Raw genomic sequence first — 17,459 nt, forward strand, 5'->3', positions numbered from 1 at the left:
TTCCCACACTGCGGGTCAATAATCCAGACCCCAGTCCAGGGTAATCAGTCTTGCGCCGAGGTCGACCTTCTTGACGAAGTGCTCGACAAACGGGACGAGGCGCTCCGCTACTTTCGCGTCTGGCGCACCGGCGTCAGCCGGCGCAATGCGAAGGATCGACTGCGCGCCGTTGTGCATCATGTCGGTCACCTTGCCGAGGGCTTCGCCCTCCAGGTTGACCACATCCAGCCCGATCAGGTCGGACCAGTAGTATTCGTCTTCTTCGAGTTTCGGGAACTCGCTGCGCGACACCTGCACCGCTGCGCCCTTGAGCGCTTCGGCGTCGTTGCGATCGCGCAGTTCGACCAGGGTGGCGACCACGTCGCCGCCGTGCATCTTTGCCGTGCGTACCGAAACGGAACGCAGGGTCGGCTTGTCGAGCCACCAGGTCTTGACCTTCAGCAGCGCGTCGGCGTCCACGGAGAACGGGGTGACCCGCAGGCCACCGACGATCCCGAATGCGCCGGACACATAACCGACCTGAACCAGGTCGCCGGGGACTTGCACCCCGGATTCTGCCGAATCGGTCAAACCTTGTTACCTAGCGTACTTGAATCAAGCAGCCGGGGTCTGGTTGGCAACCAGGCGAGCGACGGTCGGCGACAGTTGTGCGCCAACGCCTTGCCAGTGAGCCAGACGGTCAGCAGCGATACGCAGGCCGACTTCAGCGCCCGAAGCCATCGGGTTGTAGAAACCGATGCGCTCGATGAAACGACCATCGCGACGGTTGCGCGAATCGGTTGCAACGATGTTGTAGAACGGGCGCTTTTTTGCGCCGCCACGAGCCAAACGGATAACGACCATAATATTTCCAAAAAGTTGTATTGGACGGAGAAAGCCGACGATTATAGCGCGTAAGCCTAGATAGGGGCAAGCGGTTATAGCAACACGGCGGACACGCGGCGTGCAGTTCGGCCAAACGAGTATTATCCCTCATTTTTTGCTACAAGGCCACCGCCAGCCCTTGCAGGCTAGTCTTCGCCCATCAGGACGCGCAACATACGTGCCGGATTGGCAAGGAAGTCGCGCGTGACGCGATAGTGTTCCGTTTCTTCGTAGGCAATCTCACGGATGCCCTCCTCTCCGAAAGCGTAGATGGTGGCATTCGGATAGGTCATCAGGATGGGCGAATGGGTGGCGATGACGAACTGGCAGCGCTGGCCGACCAGGTCGTGCAGGCGGCTCAGCAGCGCGAGCTGGCGCTGGGGCGACAGGGCCGCCTCGGGTTCGTCCAGCACATAGAAGCTGTCCTTGCGAAAGCGGTTCATGAACAGACTGAGGAATGCTTCGCCATGCGACTGGTCGTGCAGCGACCTGCCGCCGCCATACATCCTCATCAATGATCCATTGGGAACCTCGTCCAGCCGCTCGATCTCGCTGCTGACGTTGTAGAAGCTCTCGGCACGCAGGAAGAAACCGTCGCGCGGCCGCTCGATGCCGCGCACGAGGCGCAGGTGCTCGTGCAGGCTCGAGTGCGACTCCCGGGTGGCGAAATTGAAATTGCGGCTTCCGCCTTCGGCATTGAAGCCCATGCCAACCGCGATGGCCTCCAGCAGCGTGGATTTGCCGGAGCCGTTTTCGCCGACCAGGAAGGTGACGTTCGGATGCAGCGGCAAGCGCGCGAGGGAACGGATCGCCGGCAGCGTGAACGGAAATACCGGCGGCTCGACCGGCGCCGTCGGCTTGAGCTGGATTTCCGCCAGGTAGGAACGCGTCTTGAAGCTCATCGAGGCATGGTCGGACTGTGTGGATGGGCGTGCAGGATTGGACAGGCGGCCCATGGCCGGGTTCACGCAATGCGTGCCTTCCTTGTCATTTTGCACCATACTCGACGTTTCCTGAACTTTTGGCAACGCTCATGGCTGTCCGGCACAAGAACAAGACCCTCGCTACCCTGCTCGCCCTCCTGCTGGGCGGCTTCGGCATCCACCGTTTCTACCTGAAAGGCGGCGTCGACCGGCTCGGCCTGCTGCACCTGTGCAGCCTGCCCGTGACCGGCATCCTGTGGGGCGCGGTCAAGCCGCATCCCTTCTATGTGCTGTTGCCGCTGCTGGTGTCCTACATCGCCGGCTTCATCGGCGGGCTGGTGATCGGCCTCACGCCGGACGAGGCCTGGGACGCGCAGTACAACAAGGGCAGCGGCAAGAGCTCGCGCTCGAGCTGGTTGCTGGCGCTGGTGCTGGTCCTGATCCTGGGGGTGGGAGCGATCGTGCTGATCGGGACGATCGCGCGGGTGTTCGATTTGCTCTACACGGGTGGGTCGTACGGCTGATCGCATGGGTGCAAATAATATTTGCACCTGAGCCAAGACATGCAAATCTTGTTTGCATAACACACCGGGGGTCAGGTCTGACATTCAGACACGAACTCAGGCATTACTCCGTCGTATTGCTCAGCCCGTGTCCAAATGCCAGACCTGACCCCATGAAAAAAAAGGCGGCCCTCAGGCCGCCTTGCTCGATGGCGAAAGACCGTCAAAACTGATCGACCTCCAGCGCCAGCACGCCCGGCGCGCCTTCGACGATGGCCGTGCGCAGGCCGGGCGCCGACGACAGCACGTGGTCGGCGAAGTAGCGCGCGGTGGCGATCTTCGCGCGCAGGAAGGACGCATCGCCCTCGCCTGCCGCCAACTTCTTCTGGGCGACCAGGGCCGCGCGCGCCATCTGCCAGCCGCCCAGCACGATGCCGGCCAGCTTCAGGTACAGCACGCTGCCCGCGAACACGGCGCGTACGTCCGACCTGGCGTTGGCGACGACGAAGTCCACCGCCTGCTCCAGTGCGACCGAACCCAGCGCCAGCTGGCGGCGGATCGCGGCGAACTCCTCACCCTGCAGCTCACCCAGCTGCGCTTCCGTCGCACGCACCTGGCCGATCAGCGCCTTGGCCACGGCGCCGCCGTCGCGCACGGTCTTGCGGCCCACCAGGTCGTTGGCCTGGATCGCCGTGGTGCCTTCGTAGATGGTCAGGATCTTGGCGTCGCGGTAGTGCTGGGCCGCGCCGGTCTCCTCGATGAAGCCCATGCCGCCGTGCACCTGCACGCCGTCGCGCGCCACGTTCTCGCTCATCTCGGTCGACCAGCCCTTGATGATCGGGACCAAGTATTCGTACACTGCGAGATTCGCCTTGCGGGTGGCTTCGTCGGCATGGCTGTGCGCGATGTCCGACAGCGCCGCCCCGACATAGGCCAGCGCGCGCGCCGCCTCGGTCTGCGAACGCATCGACATCAGCATACGGCGCACGTCTGGGTGGTTGATGATGGCCACCGGGCCGGGCGAACCCGCCACTTCGCGCGACTGCACGCGGTCCTTCGCGAACGCGACGGCCTGCTGGTAGGCGCGCTCGGCCAGGCCGACGCCCTGCATGCCGACGCCGAAGCGGGCCGCGTTCATCATGATGAACATGTACTCGAGGCCGCGGTTTTCTTCACCCACCAGGGTGCCGATGGCGCCGCCGTGGTCGCCGAACTGCAGCACGGCGGTCGGCGAGGCCTTGATGCCAAGCTTGTGTTCGATCGAGACGCAGTGCGCATCGTTGCGTTCGCCCAGCGAGCCGTCCGCGTTCACCAGGAACTTCGGCACGATGAACAGCGAGATGCCCTTCACGCCCGCGGGTGCGTCCGGGGTGCGCGCCAGCACGAGGTGGATGATGTTCTCCGCCATGTCGTGCTCGCCGTAGGTGATGAAGATCTTGGTGCCGAAGATCTTGAAAGTGCCGTCGCCCTGCGGCTCGGCGCGGGTGCGCACGGCGGCGAGATCCGAACCGGCCTGCGGCTCGGTCAGGTTCATGGTGCCGGTCCACTTGCCGCTGATGAGCGGCTCGAGGAACAGCTTCTTCTGCTCATCCGAACCCGCGGTGAGCAGCGCCTCGATGGCGCCGTCGGTCAGCAGCGGGGCCAGTGCGAAGGACAGGTTGGCCGCGTGCAGCATTTCCATGCACGGCGTCGCGACCAGCTTCGGCAAGCCCTGGCCGCCGAATTCGCTCGGATGCTGGATGCCCTGCCAGCCGCCTTCGGCAAAGGCGCGGAAGGCCTCGCGGAAGCCCTTCGAGGTGGTGACGCTGCCGTCCTTCCACAGGCTCGGTTCCTTGTCGCCCGCGTGGTTCAGCGGGGCGACGACTTCGCCGCAGAATTTCGCGCTCTCCTCGAGCACGGCGTCGACCGTGTCCGGGGTCGCGTCTTCGCAACCGGGCAGCTGGTTGATCTCGGCCAGGTTGGCCAGTTCGTTCACAACGAACTGCATGTCTTTCAGCGGGGCTTGATAGCTCACCTTTGTCTCCTGATGTGAAAACGTCGCCCCGGCCCGCCGGGTAGGCGCGCGGGAGCGACGATGAATCGGCTAGGGGTAGATTAGCCCAGTTCCTTGACCAGCGCCGGCACGACTTCGAACAGGTCGCCCACCAGGCCGTAGTCGGCCACCGAGAAGATCGGCGCTTCCGGGTCCTTGTTGATGGCGACGATGGTCTTCGAGTCCTTCATGCCGGCCAGGTGCTGGATCGCGCCCGAGATGCCCACCGCGATGTACAGGGTCGGAGCGACGATCTTGCCGGTCTGCCCCACCTGCCAGTCGTTCGGCACGAAGCCGGCGTCCACCGCGGCGCGCGAGGCGCCCATGGCGGCGCCCAGCTTGTCGGCGAGCGGCTCCAGCAGCTTGAAGTTCTCGGCCGAGCCGATGCCGCGGCCGCCCGAGACGATGATCTTGGCGGCGGTCAGTTCCGGACGATCCGACTTGGCCAGCTCGCGGCCGACGAAGGCCGACTTGCCGAAGTCGCCGCTTGCTGCCACCTGCTCCACCGCGGCGGAGCCGCCGGTTGCAGCGGCATCGAACGCGGTGCCGCGCACGGTGATCACCTTCACGCTGTCGCCCGACTGCACGGTGGCGATGGCGTTGCCGGCGTAGATCGGGCGCTCGAAGGTGTCCGGGGACTCGACCTTGGTGATTTCCGAGATCTGGGCCACATCCAGCCTGGCGGCCACGCGCGGCAGGATGTTCTTGCCGTAGGCGGTGGCGGGCGCCAGGATGTGCGAGTAGCTGCCGGCGATCGCCAGGATCTGCTCGGCGACGTTCTCGGCCAGGCCGTCGGCGAAGTGCGGCGCGTCGGCGACCAGCACCTTGCTCACGCCGGCGATTTGCGCGGCGGCTTCGGCGGCGGCGCCGCAATTGGCGCCGGCGACCAGGACGTGCACCTCGCCGCCGCACTGGGAGGCCGCGGTCACGGTGTGGTGGGTAGCGCCCTTGAGCGAGGCGTTGTCGTGTTCTGCAATGACGAGTGCGACCATGTTTTTTTCCTCAGTATATTTAGATGACTTTGGCCTCGGTGCGCAGCTTCTGCACCAGGGTCGCCACGTCCGGCACCTTGACGCCGGCCGAGCGCTTGGCCGGCTCGGTCACTTTCAGGGTCTTCAGGCGCGGGCTCACGTCGACGCCCAGGTCTTCCGGCTTGACGGTTTCCAGCGGCTTCTTCTTGGCCTTCATGATGTTGGGCAGCGTGACGTAGCGCGGCTCGTTCAGGCGCAGGTCGGTGGTGATGATCGCCGGCAGGGTGAGCTGCACGGTTTCCAGGCCGCCGTCCACTTCGCGGGTCACGGTGACCTTGCCGTCTTCCAGCACGACCTTCGAGGCGAAGGTCGCTTGCGGCCAGCCCAGCAGCGCGGCCAGCATCTGGCCGGTCTGGTTCGAATCGTCATCGATCGCCTGCTTGCCCAGGATGATCAGTTGCGGCTGCTCTTTCTCGGCCAGCGCCTTCATGATCTTGGCCACGGCCAGCGGCTCCGTCTCGACACTCGTCTCGACCAGGATGCCGCGGTCGGCGCCGATCGCCATCCCGGTACGCAGGGTTTCCTGGCATTGCGGCGCGCCCACCGACACGGCGACCACTTCGGTGACCTTGCCGGCTTCCTTCAGGCGCGTGGCTTCTTCCAGCGCGATCTCGTCGAACGGGTTCATCGACATCTTGACATTGGCGATATCCACGCCGCTGCCGTCGGATTTGACGCGGACCTTGACGTTGTAGTCGACCACGCGTTTGACGGGTACCAGGACTTTCATAGGGTGCCTTTAGAGAATGGAATGAGGTAACAGACGAAAATGGCCTAGATTATAAGAGAAATTCTGCTTCAGGTCGAAATTAAAGCACGATCGTGCGATTTTTTGCTAGAGGTTTTCGACTAAAACGCATGCCACCGGCGCATCGTACGGGGTTTGGAGGGAAATGCACGGGGCCGGCGCACGCCTGCCCCGCCAGGGCGCGCGCGTCCGGCGCGCCCAGGTGTGCGCCTCATTTGCGGCGCATCAGGAAGGTGAATTCGCCGTGCTCGGCGGTGTGGGCCAGCAGGGCATTGCCGGTCTGCTTGGCGAAGGCCTGGAAGTCGCGCACGGAACCGGTATCGGTTGCCACGATGCGCAGCACCTGGCCGCTTTCCATCTCGGCGAGTGCCTTCTTGGCTTTCAGGATCGGCAGCGGACAATTCAGTCCGCGCGCATCCAGGTCTCTCTGGAATTCCATGGTGTCAATGTCGATAGTCATGTCGCTCATCGCTTGCCTGCTCGGTAGTGGTGCTCGGAAATCGAATACTACTCCTTTTCTGGCAGTATGACGCAGCGCACCAAAATAGTCATATATTGTTGCACACCCGCAACCGAATGTGACTTTGCCCGCACGCCTGCACCAAGGGATGACACAACTGCATCGGAACAGCGCCTTCATGGTGCAACGCTACGGGGATATGGCCCTGCCGCGCGATTCCAGACACGCTTGCCGGCATACCCTGACCAGGACCTGACACGGCCGCTGTCGACAAAGTTGACAGAAAACGGAAACGTTTCCAATCAGACGCGGATAAGTCCTTGATTCGACAAAGAAGAGCCATTCTGGCATGGGAATTGCACTTATGACATCTCCACAACCAGGAGACACCATGATCGCAAAATTCTTGCAGGCTACCCTTCTGTGCAGCACATTCCTGGCAAGCGGCGCAGGCCTGGCCGCTCCCGTCGAATTCGTGCCGCCGAACGACCCGGTCGGGACCAGCTACGCCGCCCAGAACGACAGTTGGCAGATGGGCCGGGGTATCACTTTCAGCGTCAGCGCGCAGCAGACCCTGGGCAGCGTCGGCCTGTGGCACGACCTGTCGGGAACAAGCCTCTCCTTCGGCCTGTATGAAATCGCGAAGTCGAGCGTGACGCTGGCCAAGCTCGCCACCCTCGCCAGCGGCAGCTCCACCGTCGACACCGATGGTGCGGAATGGATCGACTACGCCCTCGACGGCGTGACCCTCGAAGCGGGCAAGGACTATCTTCTGGAATTCGCATTCGAGGGCATCCCCAATGCCAACTTCTACTACTACAACGACAACGTGCCGTGGGCTCAGGCTGGGTTCGCCGGTCTGGACGGAACGCTGGGACAGGAGCTGGGCAATGCGGTTGTCGCCGGCTTCCGCATCGATGTCGAAGAGGCCGGCGAGGTGCCGGAGCCGGCTTCGCTGGCGCTGCTGGCCGTCGGCGCGGCCGCGCTCGCACGCCGGCGCCGCAAATAGAAACGCCGCCCGGGGGCTTAATGCCGTTCAGTCAAGCGTGGGTGGCCGGGTTCTCCCGGCCGCGCGTTCAACTCCATTGTGCTCTGCCACAGTGCATAAGTGGCCTGGACGCGCGGTCGGCGAAGCCGACCACCCTACATTTTTTGCACTAACTGAACAGCATTACGCCCGGGGCGGCGCTTCCAAGGGGTAAGGCAGCCGCTTACGCGCGCTCGCCTACCCAGCCGGCCACGCCGGCCAGCGCCTGCGGCAGGCCGGATGGATCGGTGCCGCCGGCCTGCGCCATGTCCGGACGGCCGCCGCCCTTGCCGCCCACCTGCTGGGCGACGAAGTTCACCAGTTCGCCGGCCTTGACCTTGCCGGTGGCGTCCTTGGTCACGCCCGCGATCAGGCTGACCTTGCCTTCGAGGACACTGGCCAGCACGATGGCTGCGGTGCCCAGCTTGTCCTTGAGCTTGTCCATGGTCTCGCGCAGCGCGGTGACGTCGGCCCCTTCCATGGTCGCGGCCAGCACCTTGATGCCGTTCACGTCGATCGCCTTGGCCAGCAGCTCGTCGCCCTGCCCTGCGGCCAGCTTCGACTTGAGCGCAGCCACTTCCTTCTCGAGCGACTTGACCTGGTCCTGCACCTGGGCGATGCGCGACGGCAGTTCGTCCGGGCTGGTTTTCAGGGCGCCGGCGGCTTCCTGCAGCTTGCGGTTGATCGACTGCACCAGCGCCAGCGCGCCCTCGCCCGTCACCGCCTCGACGCGCCGGATGCCGGCAGCGACGCCGCCTTCCGACACGATCTTGAACAGGCCGATGTCGCCGGTGCGGGTGACGTGCACGCCGCCGCACAGCTCTTTGGAGGAGCCGATGTCCAGCACACGCACGCTGTCGCCGTACTTCTCGCCGAACAACGCCATGGCGCCGTGCTTGACGGCGTCATCAAACGTCATGTGCTGGGCCTGGGTAGCGTGGTTCTCGAGGATCTCACGGTTGACGATGGCTTCCACCCTGGCGATTTCGTCCGCCGTGAGCGGCGCGCCGTGGCTGAAGTCGAAGCGGGTCTTGTCCGGATCGACCAGCGAGCCTTTCTGCTGCACGTGGCTGCCCAGCACTTCGCGCAGGGCCTTGTGCATCAGGTGGGTCGCCGAGTGGTTGCGGATGGTGCGCGCGCGCTTGGCGGTGTCGACCTGCGCGTCCACGGTGTCGCCGACCTTCAGCGAACCCTGGCGCAGTACGCCGTGGTGGCCGAAGACCTCGGCCTGGATCTTCAGGGTGTCCTCGACTTCGAACAGGTTGGCGCCGTTGCCACAGGTGTTGGAAATGAGGCCCTGGTCGCCCACCTGGCCGCCCGACTCCGCGTAGAACGGGGTGGTGTCGAGCACCACGATGCCTTCCTGGCCAGCCTTCAGTTCGTCTACCTTCACGCCTTCGGAGTACAGGGCGAGCACGTGGGTGTTGTGGGCCAGCGATTCGTAGCCGACGAACTTGGTCTTCTCGCCCGCGTACTCGACCTTGGCGGCCATCTTGAACTTGCCGGCGGCGCGCGCAGTCTTCTTCTGCTGCTCCATCGCGGCAGTGAAACCCTCTTCATCCAGCGTGACGCCGCGTTCGCGGCAGATGTCGGCGGTGAGGTCGAGCGGGAAGCCGTAGGTGTCGTACAGCGTGAAGGCGGTGGCGCCGTCCAGGTTCTTCGCATCCTTGGCCAGTTGGGCCTCCAGGATCTTCATGCCGTTTTCCAGCGTCTCGCCGAAGCGCTCTTCCTCGGTCTTGAGCACCTGTGCCACGCGTGCCGCGGCTTCGTGCAGTTCCGGATAGGCCGTGCCCATCTCGGCGTCGAGGTCGGCCACCAGCTTGTGGAAGAAGGGCTTGGTCTGGCCCAGCTTGTGGCCGTGGCGCAGGGCGCGGCGGATGATGCGGCGCAGGACATAGCCGTGGCCTTCGCTGCTCGGGATGATGCCGTCGACGATCAGGAAGGAAGCCGCCCGGATGTGATCGGCAATGACCTTCAGCGAGTTGTTGTTCAGGTCAGTGGCGCCGGTTTCGCGCGCTGCGGCCTTGATCAGGGCCTGGAACAGGTCGATCTCGTAGTTGCTGTGCACGTGCTGCAGCACGGCGGCCAGGCGCTCCATGCCCATGCCGGTGTCGATCGACGGCTTCGGCAGCGGGCTCAAGGTGCCCGATTCGTCGCGGTTGAACTGCATGAACACCAGGTTCCAGATCTCGATGAAGCGGTCGCCGTCTTCCTCGGGCGAGCCCGGAGGACCGCCCCAGATGTCGGCGCCGTGGTCGTAGAACACTTCGGTGCAGGGGCCGCAGGGGCCGGTATCGGCCATCTGCCAGAAGTTGTCGGAGGCGTAGCGCGCGCCCTTGTTGTCGCCGATGCGGATGATGCGCTCTTTCGGCACGCCGATCTCGTTGGCCCAGATGTCGTAGGCTTCGTCGTCCTCGAAGTAGACGGTGACGGTGAGCTTCTCGGCAGGCAGCATGTAGACCTTGGTCAGCAGCTCCCAGCAGTAGTTGATCGCGTCGCGCTTGAAGTAGTCGCCGAAGCTGAAGTTACCCAGCATCTCGAAGAAGGTATGGTGGCGCGCGGTGTAGCCGACGTTTTCCAGGTCGTTGTGCTTGCCGCCGGCGCGCACGCAGCGCTGCACGGTGGTGGCGCGCGAGTAGGGGCGCGTATCCAGGCCCAGGAACACATCCTTGAACTGCACCATTCCGCTGTTCGTCAGCAGCATGGTCGGGTCGTTGCCCGGCACCAGGGGGCTCGAACGGACGATGGTGTGGCCTTTGGACTCGAAGAACTTGAGGAACTTTTCGCGGATTTCTGAGGATTTCATGTCGTAAGGGCGGAATGAGGGAGGATGCGCTATAAAAAATCGATTATAGCCTAGCTGCGGGCAGGGTCATGAGTCCGGCCAGAGATTTACGGCGCGGGGAAAAGGAAGCGCCGTGGGCCTGCCGGGAACGTGGGGGCCGGCGGCGCGTGCCGATCAGCGCAACAGCGACAGCACTGCCCGCGGCTGGCTGTTGGCCTGCGCCAGCATGGCCGACGCCGCCTGCTGCAGGATCTGCATCCGGGTCAGCCCTGCCGTGGTGCTGGCGTAGTCGACGCCTTCGACCCGCTCTTTGGCCGCGGCCAGGCTGATGGCATTGGTCTGCAGGGAGCTGGCCGCGACGTCGAGCCGGTTGCTGGTGGCGCCGACCAGCGTCCGCTGCTTGCTGACGAACGCCAGCGCCTCATCCACGTGCAGCAGTGCGATCGCGCCCCTGTGCATGTCGAGGTTGGCCAGCCCGAGCGCACCGGCGTTCATGGCCGCGAACTTCAGGTCGATCACGTCAGTGGAGCTGGAGCCGGCCTGGATCTGCACCAGCTTGGTGGCGGTCGACCCGCCATGTTCCGGATATTCCACCTCGAAGTGCGCCAGCCCATCGCTGGCGCCGTTGCTGCCGCTGTCGGGCACGACGGCCCGCGCATTCCGGGCGCTGAGATTGTCGGCATCGAGCCCCCCGATCGCCCCCGTGTCGGCGTTCGTCAGGTTCATTCTGGTGTTGACGTAGTTGACGCCGTTGGCGGTGAAGTCGTTCAGGAAAGCCGTCGTATCCGCGTAGGCGCCGCCGCTGACCGCCAGCAGCGCGTCATCGAGGTCGGCGGACTGGTTATTGGCCAGGTATTGCATGATTCCCTTGATGCCCCCGTCCACGCCAAGCGCCTTCATACGGTCGTGCAGGTAGCGGGTGGCGATATAGCCGCCCTCGTAGACGGCGCCGCCGCCGGCCACCGCGTTGACGATGGTGGACACGCTGGTGCCGCCTGCGATCACACTTTGCACGCGCTCGTCCGCGCCATGGATCAGCTCCGCCGCTCCTTCGACGAACCAGTCCGGCAAGGCCGTGAAGTTCATCGTGCGCGACATGACGGCATGGGCCATTTCATGCGCGACGATGCGGTCGCTATAGAACGGCGCACCGCCACCGTCGGGCGTTGCCGCCGTGCCGAAGTCGGCCATGTCGAGGTTCAGATGCAGATTGTTATACTTGCCGCCGGACGTCGTACCGGATACCGAGGCCAGCACGCCTGCCCCGCCGTCGGTCGTGTCGAGGTTGACCTTGATCTTGACCCCATCCCCGCTGATGCCGAAATACTGCTTCACCATGTCTTCCGCTGCGGACAACCAGCCGGTCTTCAAACCGTCAAGCACCGTGCGCTTCCTCTCGTCGCCCCCGATGCTGCCGGCATCCTGGGCGAAGACGGCGCTGCCGTTGAACATGGTCTGCCTGCCGACATGGTCGATATGCTTGAGGATCTCCCTCGCTTCGGTCTGCAGCGCATCGCGGTCGGAAGCCGTGTAGCTGGCATTGCCCGAGGCCACCGCCAGCTCACGCAAGCGCTGCAGGCTCTCGACGACGTTCCCCATGGCGCTTTCAGCTACCTGCAGCATCGAACTGCCGTCGCTGATATTGCGGGCTGCCTGCCCCAGTCCCTGCTGCTCGCTGCCCATGCGCGCGGCGATCGCCTGCCCGGCGGCATCGTCGGAAGCGCTCTGGATGCGCGTGCCCGCACTCAGGCGCGCCAGCAGCTGCGCGTGAATGCCGTTTTGCGTCTTCAGCGCGCGCTGGGTCGCCAGCGACTGGACATTGGTATTGATCGATAGGGACATGGTGGCCATCACCCGTGGGTGTAGTTGCCACCTTATAACGACGGCTGGTCACCCAAACTTGAGGCTTGGCGTGAACTTTTTCGTAGAGATCGATCCGGACGAAAGCTCGGTCAGCGCCTGCCGGACTCCGGCCCGATCAGGTCGATGCGGTCGGTGCAGAAGGCTTGCACGCCCCAGCCCAGCAGTTCGCGGGCGCGCGCCGGCTCGTTGACGGTATAGCAGAACAGCCCGAAGCCGGCGTCGAGCACGGCCCTGGCCAGTTCCTCGGTCAGGTGCTTGTGGTTGGTGTGAATGGCAACGGCTTGCACGGAGTGCGCCAGTTCCTGCCAGCCGGGGGCCAGCTCGCTCATCAGGAAAGCGCGCGGCAGGTCCGGGGCGGCATCGCGCGCGCTTTCCAGGGCCGCCAGGCTGAACGAGGACAGCAGCGGCGCACGTTCCGGGCGGCCGGCCCCGCAGTTGTCTGCGATGTCGTCGGCGAACATGGCGCGTGCGATGCGCGCGACCGTCTCGCCGGTCTCGCGGTCGAAGCCGCGCGCCGGCTTGATCTCGATGTTCATCCAGATGCCGTGCGCCTTGCAGAAGTGCGCGAATTCGACGAACAGGGGCACTGGCTCGCCGCGGTAATCCCGGCCGAAACAGCTGCCGGCGTCCATCCGCGCCAGCTCGCCCGCGTCGTAGTCGAACACGTGGCCGGCGCCCTTCACGGTGCGGCCGAGGTAGGGGTCGTGCATCACCACCGGCACGCCGTCGCGCGCCAGCATCACGTCGAATTCCACGGCGCGAAAACCGAATTCCATGCCGCGCCTCAAGCCTGCGAAGGTGTTCTCGGGAGCCAGGGCGCCGCCGCCGCGGTGGGCCAGGATCCTGGGATATCGCCACATGTCCGCCTCCGCTTGCAGAAATCAGGAAACCCTCGGCCCGCCGAGCTGGCGTGCCAGGTAGAGGAAGATTCCGAGGTTGAGCGCCACGGTCAGGTGGAACTTCCACTGGAACGCCGTTTTCGCGCTCTTGTGGCGCAGCCACTGTTGCGCCAGCACGGCGCCCGGCCAGCCGCCCACGAGGCCGAGCAGCAGGAGGGTCGCTTCCGGTGTGCGCCAGTTGCCGCCGCGCGCCGCCGACTTGTCGATGGCATAGGCCAGGAAGCAGCCGAGGCTGAGCGCCAGGTAGACGCCGCCGACCGCGAACGGCAGGTCCCACATGACGGTGGCGAAGGCGTAGACGGCGGCGAACAGCAGGAGCGGCAGGTAAGGCATGCGCAAAAGCTTAACCCGGCCCGCGCGCAGATGTCTACATGGAAAGCAAATGTCCCTTTCGGACGCCCATCGTTGGATACCGAACAGAGAAACCGGCGCGCCGCCCTCTACCCTCGAACTTCCAGTCTCTGAACACAAGGGAGTACGACATGGCATTTGATCTTGGCAATCTCTTGAACCAATACCTTGGCGGCGGCGCGGCCGGCGGCAACTATAACCAGGCCCACGACGACTTCGACCGTGTGGCGCAGAACGCCCCACCCGACATGCTGGCGCGTGGCGTCACCGGCGCCCTGCGCTCCGACCAGACCCCGCCCTTCCCGCAGATGGTGAGCCAGATGTTCGGCCAGAGCAACCCGAACCAGCGCGCCGGCATGCTGAACCAGCTTCTGGCCACCCTCGGGCCGGCGGTGCTGTCCCAGTTGGCCAACCGATCCGGCCAGGGCGGACTCGGCGGCCTGGGCAGCCTCTTCGGCGGCGGCCGTGCGCCCACCCAGGTGACGCCGGAGCAGGCCTCGCAGGTCTCGCCCGAAGAGGTGCGCGAACTGGCTGAAAAGGCCGAGCAGCAGAGCCCGGGCATCGTCGACCGTATGGGCGACTTCTATGCCCAGAACCCGACCCTGGTCAAGGCAATCGGCGGCGCCGCCCTTGCCATTGCACTGGGCCACATGGCGCAGAACATGCGCCGCCAGTGATCCATGGGGCCTCACGGTTGATCAGCGAACAGAGGGAGCAGTAGCAAAACATCTACGCTCGCTATTCGAGCGACTGCTTCAGGAGAAGAAATATGGCATTTGATTTGGGCAATCTGTTATCGCAGTACCTGGGCGGCGGCAACCAGGACCGGGCAGCAGACGACTTCGACCGCGTGGCCCAGAGCGCACCGCGCGCAACGGTCGCCGAAGGCGTCGCCAACGCCCTGCGTTCCGACCAGACCCCTCCCTTCCCGCAAGTCGTCAGCCAGCTGTTCGGGCAGAGCGATGCGAATGGCCGCGCCGGCATGCTGAACCAGCTGCTGGGTTCCCTGAACCCGGCGCAGCTGTCCTCGGTTGCGGGCGGCGTTTTCGGCAAGCTGTTCGGCGGCGGCAAGGTCACGCCGGAACAGGCTTCGCAAGTCTCTTCCGAGCAGGTGCGCGAGCTCGCACAACAAGCCGAGCAGCAGAACCCCGGCATCGTCGACCACATGAGCGCCTTCTATGCCGAACACCCGACCCTGGTCAAGGCAATCGGCGGCGCCGCGCTGGCGCTCGCGCTTGGCCACGTGGCACAACGCATGCGTTCCCAATCCACCATTCACCAAGGAGATGACATGGGCATTTTGAGCAATATTTTCGGCAAAATCTTCCCGAAGGCGCACGCCGCCAACAAGGGCCCGCAAGCCCAGGCACCGGCGCCGCAGGCCCAGCCACAGGCTGCACCCCAGGCCCAGCCGCAAGCACAGCCGCAGGTCCAGCCACAAGCCGCCCCGGCCATGATGGACCAGGTCGACGTCGAGGAAATCCTGACCAGGATGCAGGCGTCGAGCGGCCAGCAACTGAACTGGCGCACCTCGATCGTCGACCTGCTCAAGCTTCTCGGCCTGGACAGCAGCCTGCAGGCCCGCAAGGAGCTGGCCGCCGAGCTGAATTACTCCGGCGACACGAGCGATTCGGCCTCGATGAACATCTGGCTGCACCGCCAGGTCATGAACAAGCTGGCCGCCAACGGCGGCAAGGTGCCGGCGGACCTGCGCGACTAGGCTCGAACGACTCAGCTCAAACTAATCGGCCAACGAGGTGTTGGCCGCCGTCCCGCACGAGAAGCAGAAGCGGGCGAACGCGTTCTTGCGGCTGCTGCAGCCCCCACAGCGGTCGAACAGCCCAATGCCGCAGTGCGGGCAGAAGTCCAGGCTGGCGTCCTTCAGGTCGACCGGCCGCTCGCATCCCGGACACACGCTCTTGCCCAGCCGGGCAAGAGCGACGTCGTAGCGCAGGGTCTGGCGACGTTGCACGTCAGGCAGCGCCTCGGCCGCCTTCTGGCGCGCCAGGTAGCGCTGCAGCGAAAGGATCGCGTAGCGGCCCACCAGGAAAGTGACGATGATGCCTACCAGGTAGCGCACATAGCCGCCATAGCTCGGCAGGTAGGGTACCAGCTCGAAAAAGAAGGTGAACAGCGCAAAGATAATGAAGCCCCAGACGAAGGGCCAATACGTGCCCTTGCGTTTGCGCGCGAACATCCATCCGGCCAGCACCAGCAGCGGCAGCGTCAGCGCCAGGCGGTACAGGAAGACGCGCAGCTCCTTGGCGCGCGCGGCGTCCGCATAGGCGGCACGGGCCGGTTCCTGGAGCTGCTCCCAGCGCCTCCCGGTCGCTTCCAGGGCCTGGTCCGCGTCGAGCAGCGCTTGCTGCTGCGCCTGGACCGCCGTCAAGGCGGCGCGCTCTTCCGCCTCCAGCCGGTCGAGACCGCGGGTTCGATCGATCAGCTCGGGATCCTGGTCCGGCCGCGCGGTCGCACGCCGGGTGGCGAGCCAGTTGTCGAAGGTGGCGCGCGCCGTCCGCGTATTCGACTGCGCCACCTCGTGCTTCTGCGCCGCCTGCTCGTGAGCAAGCTTGGCGGCATCGCGCTTGTCGCGCAGAGCGCCCTGCTCGGCCTGCAATGCGGCAGCCTTGCCCTGGTCGAGAAACTGTTCGACCGTGAGCTCGTCCTCGACGTCCCACAGGTTGCCGACCACGGCGCTGCCAAGGCCGATCAGGAAGGCCGCGAATGCGAATGCCACCAGCCAGAGTGCGCGCTGCAGCCACTTTTCCGTAAAGCGCAAGCCTTTGCTCATGAGCTCCTCCACATGTTGATGAAGGCGCCAGCTTGCCACGGGTAGCAATTGCATACCAGCATGAAACGCAAAGCAGACTTGTCCTGCCACTCCCGGTAGCAGGACGCGATACCGGAAGCCGCTTAGAAGTAGGACAGGCCCAGCGCCTTCTTGACTTCGTCCGTGGTCTGCGCTGCCACTTCGCGCGCCTTCATGGTGCCTTCCTTGAGAATCTGCAGCACCTGGCCACGGTCCTTGGCATATTCTTCGCGGCGGGCGCGGATCGGCGCCAGCATGTCCTGCAGGATGCCTTCCAGGCGCTTCTTGACCACGCTGTCGCCCAGTCCGCCGCGGGTGTAGTGGGCCTTCATCTCGGCCAGGCCTTCCTTGTCGGTATCGAAGGCGTCGAGGTAGATGAAGGCCACGTTGCCCTCAAGGTGGCCCGGATCCGACACCTTCAGGTGCAGCGGGTCGGTGTACACCTGCTTGACGGCGGCGCGGATCTCGTCCGGGCTGGCGCCCAGGTTGATCGTATTGCCGAGCGACTTGCTCATCTTGGCGCGGCCGTCGATGCCCGGCAGGCGGCCCACTTCCGGCACGATCGCCTTGCACTCGACCAGGATGTCCCTGTCCTGTCCATAGGTCCGGTTGAACTTGCGCACGATCTCGTTGCACTGCTCGATCATCGGGATCTGGTCTTCGCCCACCGGCACCACGCTCGCCTTGAAGGCGGTGATGTCGGCGGCCTGGCTGGCCGGATAGGTCAGGAAGCCGGCCGGGATGTCGCGCTCGAAGCCGCGCTGGACGATCTCCTGCTTCACGGTCGGGTTGCGCTCGAGGCGCGCCACCGTCACCAGGTTCAGGTAGTAGAAGGTCAGCTCGGTGAGCTCCGGAATCTGCGACTGGATCAGGATGGTCGTACGGGCCGGATCGATGCCGACCGCGAGGTAATCGAGCGCCACTTCCACCACGTTCCGGTGTACCTTACCAATGTCATCCATATTGTCGGTCAGGGCCTGGGCGTCCGCCAGCATGACGAATTGGCGGTAGCTGTCCTGGTAGGCAACACGGTTGCGCAGGCTGCCGACGAAGTGGCCGAGATGCAACGGACCGGTAGGACGGTCGCCGGTCAGGATGATGGGTGGGGAAGCGGAGGTAGAAGTAGATACGGTCTGGGAGCTCATCGGGTTTCCTGTATTTCCT

17 protein-coding genes are annotated in these 17,459 nt (G+C 64.8%); 4 read left to right on the forward strand and 13 right to left on the reverse strand.

Translation table 11 applies throughout. The features are described from left to right. Positions 1-15: 15 nt before the first annotated feature. The 3 genes from rimM to AC56KL_RS13130 form a co-directional block, all read right to left on the reverse strand. The gene (gene rimM, locus AC56KL_RS13120) at positions 16-570 is read right to left on the reverse strand and encodes a ribosome maturation factor RimM (protein WP_497180596.1); all 555 of its coding nucleotides are present in this window, start codon (positions 568-570) and stop codon (positions 16-18) included. A 24-nt stretch (positions 571-594) separates the two neighbouring features. Then, positions 595-843 (reverse strand): 30S ribosomal protein S16, encoded by a 249-nt coding sequence (rpsP, locus tag AC56KL_RS13125; protein WP_227800571.1) that lies wholly within the window; start codon positions 841-843, stop codon positions 595-597. Positions 844-1,010: 167 nt separating this feature from the next. Next, positions 1,011-1,766: an AAA family ATPase gene (locus AC56KL_RS13130; protein WP_497180642.1), complete on the reverse strand. Its 756-nt coding sequence runs from the start codon at positions 1,764-1,766 to the stop codon at positions 1,011-1,013. A gap of 131 nt (positions 1,767-1,897) precedes the next feature. Between AC56KL_RS13130 and AC56KL_RS13135 the strand changes: the two genes are divergently transcribed. Beyond that, positions 1,898-2,311: an NINE protein gene (locus AC56KL_RS13135; protein ID WP_497180597.1), complete on the forward strand. Its 414-nt coding sequence runs from the start codon at positions 1,898-1,900 to the stop codon at positions 2,309-2,311. Between the two features lie 202 nt (positions 2,312-2,513). Here AC56KL_RS13135 and AC56KL_RS13140 read toward each other — a convergent pair whose 3' ends face one another. From AC56KL_RS13140 to AC56KL_RS13155, 4 genes are all read right to left on the reverse strand, one after another. Then, positions 2,514-4,304, reverse strand: a complete 1,791-nt coding sequence (locus AC56KL_RS13140; RefSeq protein ID WP_497180598.1) for an acyl-CoA dehydrogenase — start codon at positions 4,302-4,304, stop codon at positions 2,514-2,516. 80 nt (positions 4,305-4,384) lie between these two features. Beyond that, on the reverse strand, positions 4,385-5,314 hold the full coding sequence (locus AC56KL_RS13145; RefSeq protein WP_497180599.1) for an electron transfer flavoprotein subunit alpha/FixB family protein: 930 nt from the start codon (positions 5,312-5,314) through the stop codon (positions 4,385-4,387). Positions 5,315-5,333: 19 nt separating this feature from the next. Continuing rightward, positions 5,334-6,083 carry an electron transfer flavoprotein subunit beta/FixA family protein gene (locus AC56KL_RS13150; protein ID WP_497180600.1) on the reverse strand — a complete coding sequence of 250 codons (750 nt, stop codon included), beginning with the start codon at positions 6,081-6,083 and terminating at the stop codon, positions 5,334-5,336. 229 nt (positions 6,084-6,312) lie between these two features. Beyond that, positions 6,313-6,540, reverse strand: coding sequence for a sulfurtransferase TusA family protein (locus tag AC56KL_RS13155; protein WP_497180643.1), 228 nt, complete (start codon positions 6,538-6,540; stop codon positions 6,313-6,315). A gap of 412 nt (positions 6,541-6,952) precedes the next feature. Between AC56KL_RS13155 and AC56KL_RS13160 the strand changes: the two genes are divergently transcribed. Continuing rightward, positions 6,953-7,570, forward strand: coding sequence for a PEP-CTERM sorting domain-containing protein (locus AC56KL_RS13160; protein ID WP_497180601.1), 618 nt, complete (start codon positions 6,953-6,955; stop codon positions 7,568-7,570). A 202-nt stretch (positions 7,571-7,772) separates the two neighbouring features. Here AC56KL_RS13160 and alaS read toward each other — a convergent pair whose 3' ends face one another. The 4 genes from alaS to AC56KL_RS13180 form a co-directional block, all read right to left on the reverse strand. Continuing rightward, the gene (gene alaS / locus AC56KL_RS13165) at positions 7,773-10,394 is read right to left on the reverse strand and encodes an alanine--tRNA ligase (protein WP_497180602.1); all 2,622 of its coding nucleotides are present in this window, start codon (positions 10,392-10,394) and stop codon (positions 7,773-7,775) included. 153 nt (positions 10,395-10,547) lie between these two features. Continuing rightward, positions 10,548-12,215, reverse strand: a complete 1,668-nt coding sequence (locus AC56KL_RS13170) for a flagellinolysin (RefSeq protein WP_497180603.1) — start codon at positions 12,213-12,215, stop codon at positions 10,548-10,550. Positions 12,216-12,325: 110 nt separating this feature from the next. Further along, positions 12,326-13,096: a glycerophosphodiester phosphodiesterase gene (gene ugpQ / locus AC56KL_RS13175; RefSeq protein WP_497180604.1), complete on the reverse strand. Its 771-nt coding sequence runs from the start codon at positions 13,094-13,096 to the stop codon at positions 12,326-12,328. A 21-nt stretch (positions 13,097-13,117) separates the two neighbouring features. Beyond that, positions 13,118-13,468, reverse strand: coding sequence for a DUF1294 domain-containing protein (locus tag AC56KL_RS13180; RefSeq protein WP_497180605.1), 351 nt, complete (start codon positions 13,466-13,468; stop codon positions 13,118-13,120). Positions 13,469-13,617: 149 nt separating this feature from the next. Here AC56KL_RS13180 and AC56KL_RS13185 point away from each other — a divergent pair, with 149 nt between their 5' ends. Next, positions 13,618-14,163: a hypothetical protein gene (locus tag AC56KL_RS13185; protein WP_497180606.1), complete on the forward strand. Its 546-nt coding sequence runs from the start codon at positions 13,618-13,620 to the stop codon at positions 14,161-14,163. A 614-nt stretch (positions 14,164-14,777) separates the two neighbouring features. Then, positions 14,778-15,206 (forward strand): DUF3597 domain-containing protein, encoded by a 429-nt coding sequence (locus tag AC56KL_RS13190; protein WP_497180644.1) that lies wholly within the window; start codon positions 14,778-14,780, stop codon positions 15,204-15,206. Between the two features lie 21 nt (positions 15,207-15,227). Here the strand turns inward: AC56KL_RS13190 and AC56KL_RS13195 are convergent, their stop codons facing one another. After that, positions 15,228-16,277: a serine endopeptidase gene (locus tag AC56KL_RS13195; protein ID WP_497180607.1), complete on the reverse strand. Its 1,050-nt coding sequence runs from the start codon at positions 16,275-16,277 to the stop codon at positions 15,228-15,230. Positions 16,278-16,399: 122 nt separating this feature from the next. Then, entirely contained in the window at positions 16,400-17,440 is a 1,041-nt protein-coding gene (gene trpS, locus AC56KL_RS13200) for a tryptophan--tRNA ligase (protein ID WP_497180608.1), read from the reverse strand. Positions 17,441-17,459: the final 19 nt, after the last annotated feature.

The organism is Telluria sp. ZB4P34 (assembly GCF_059686055.1).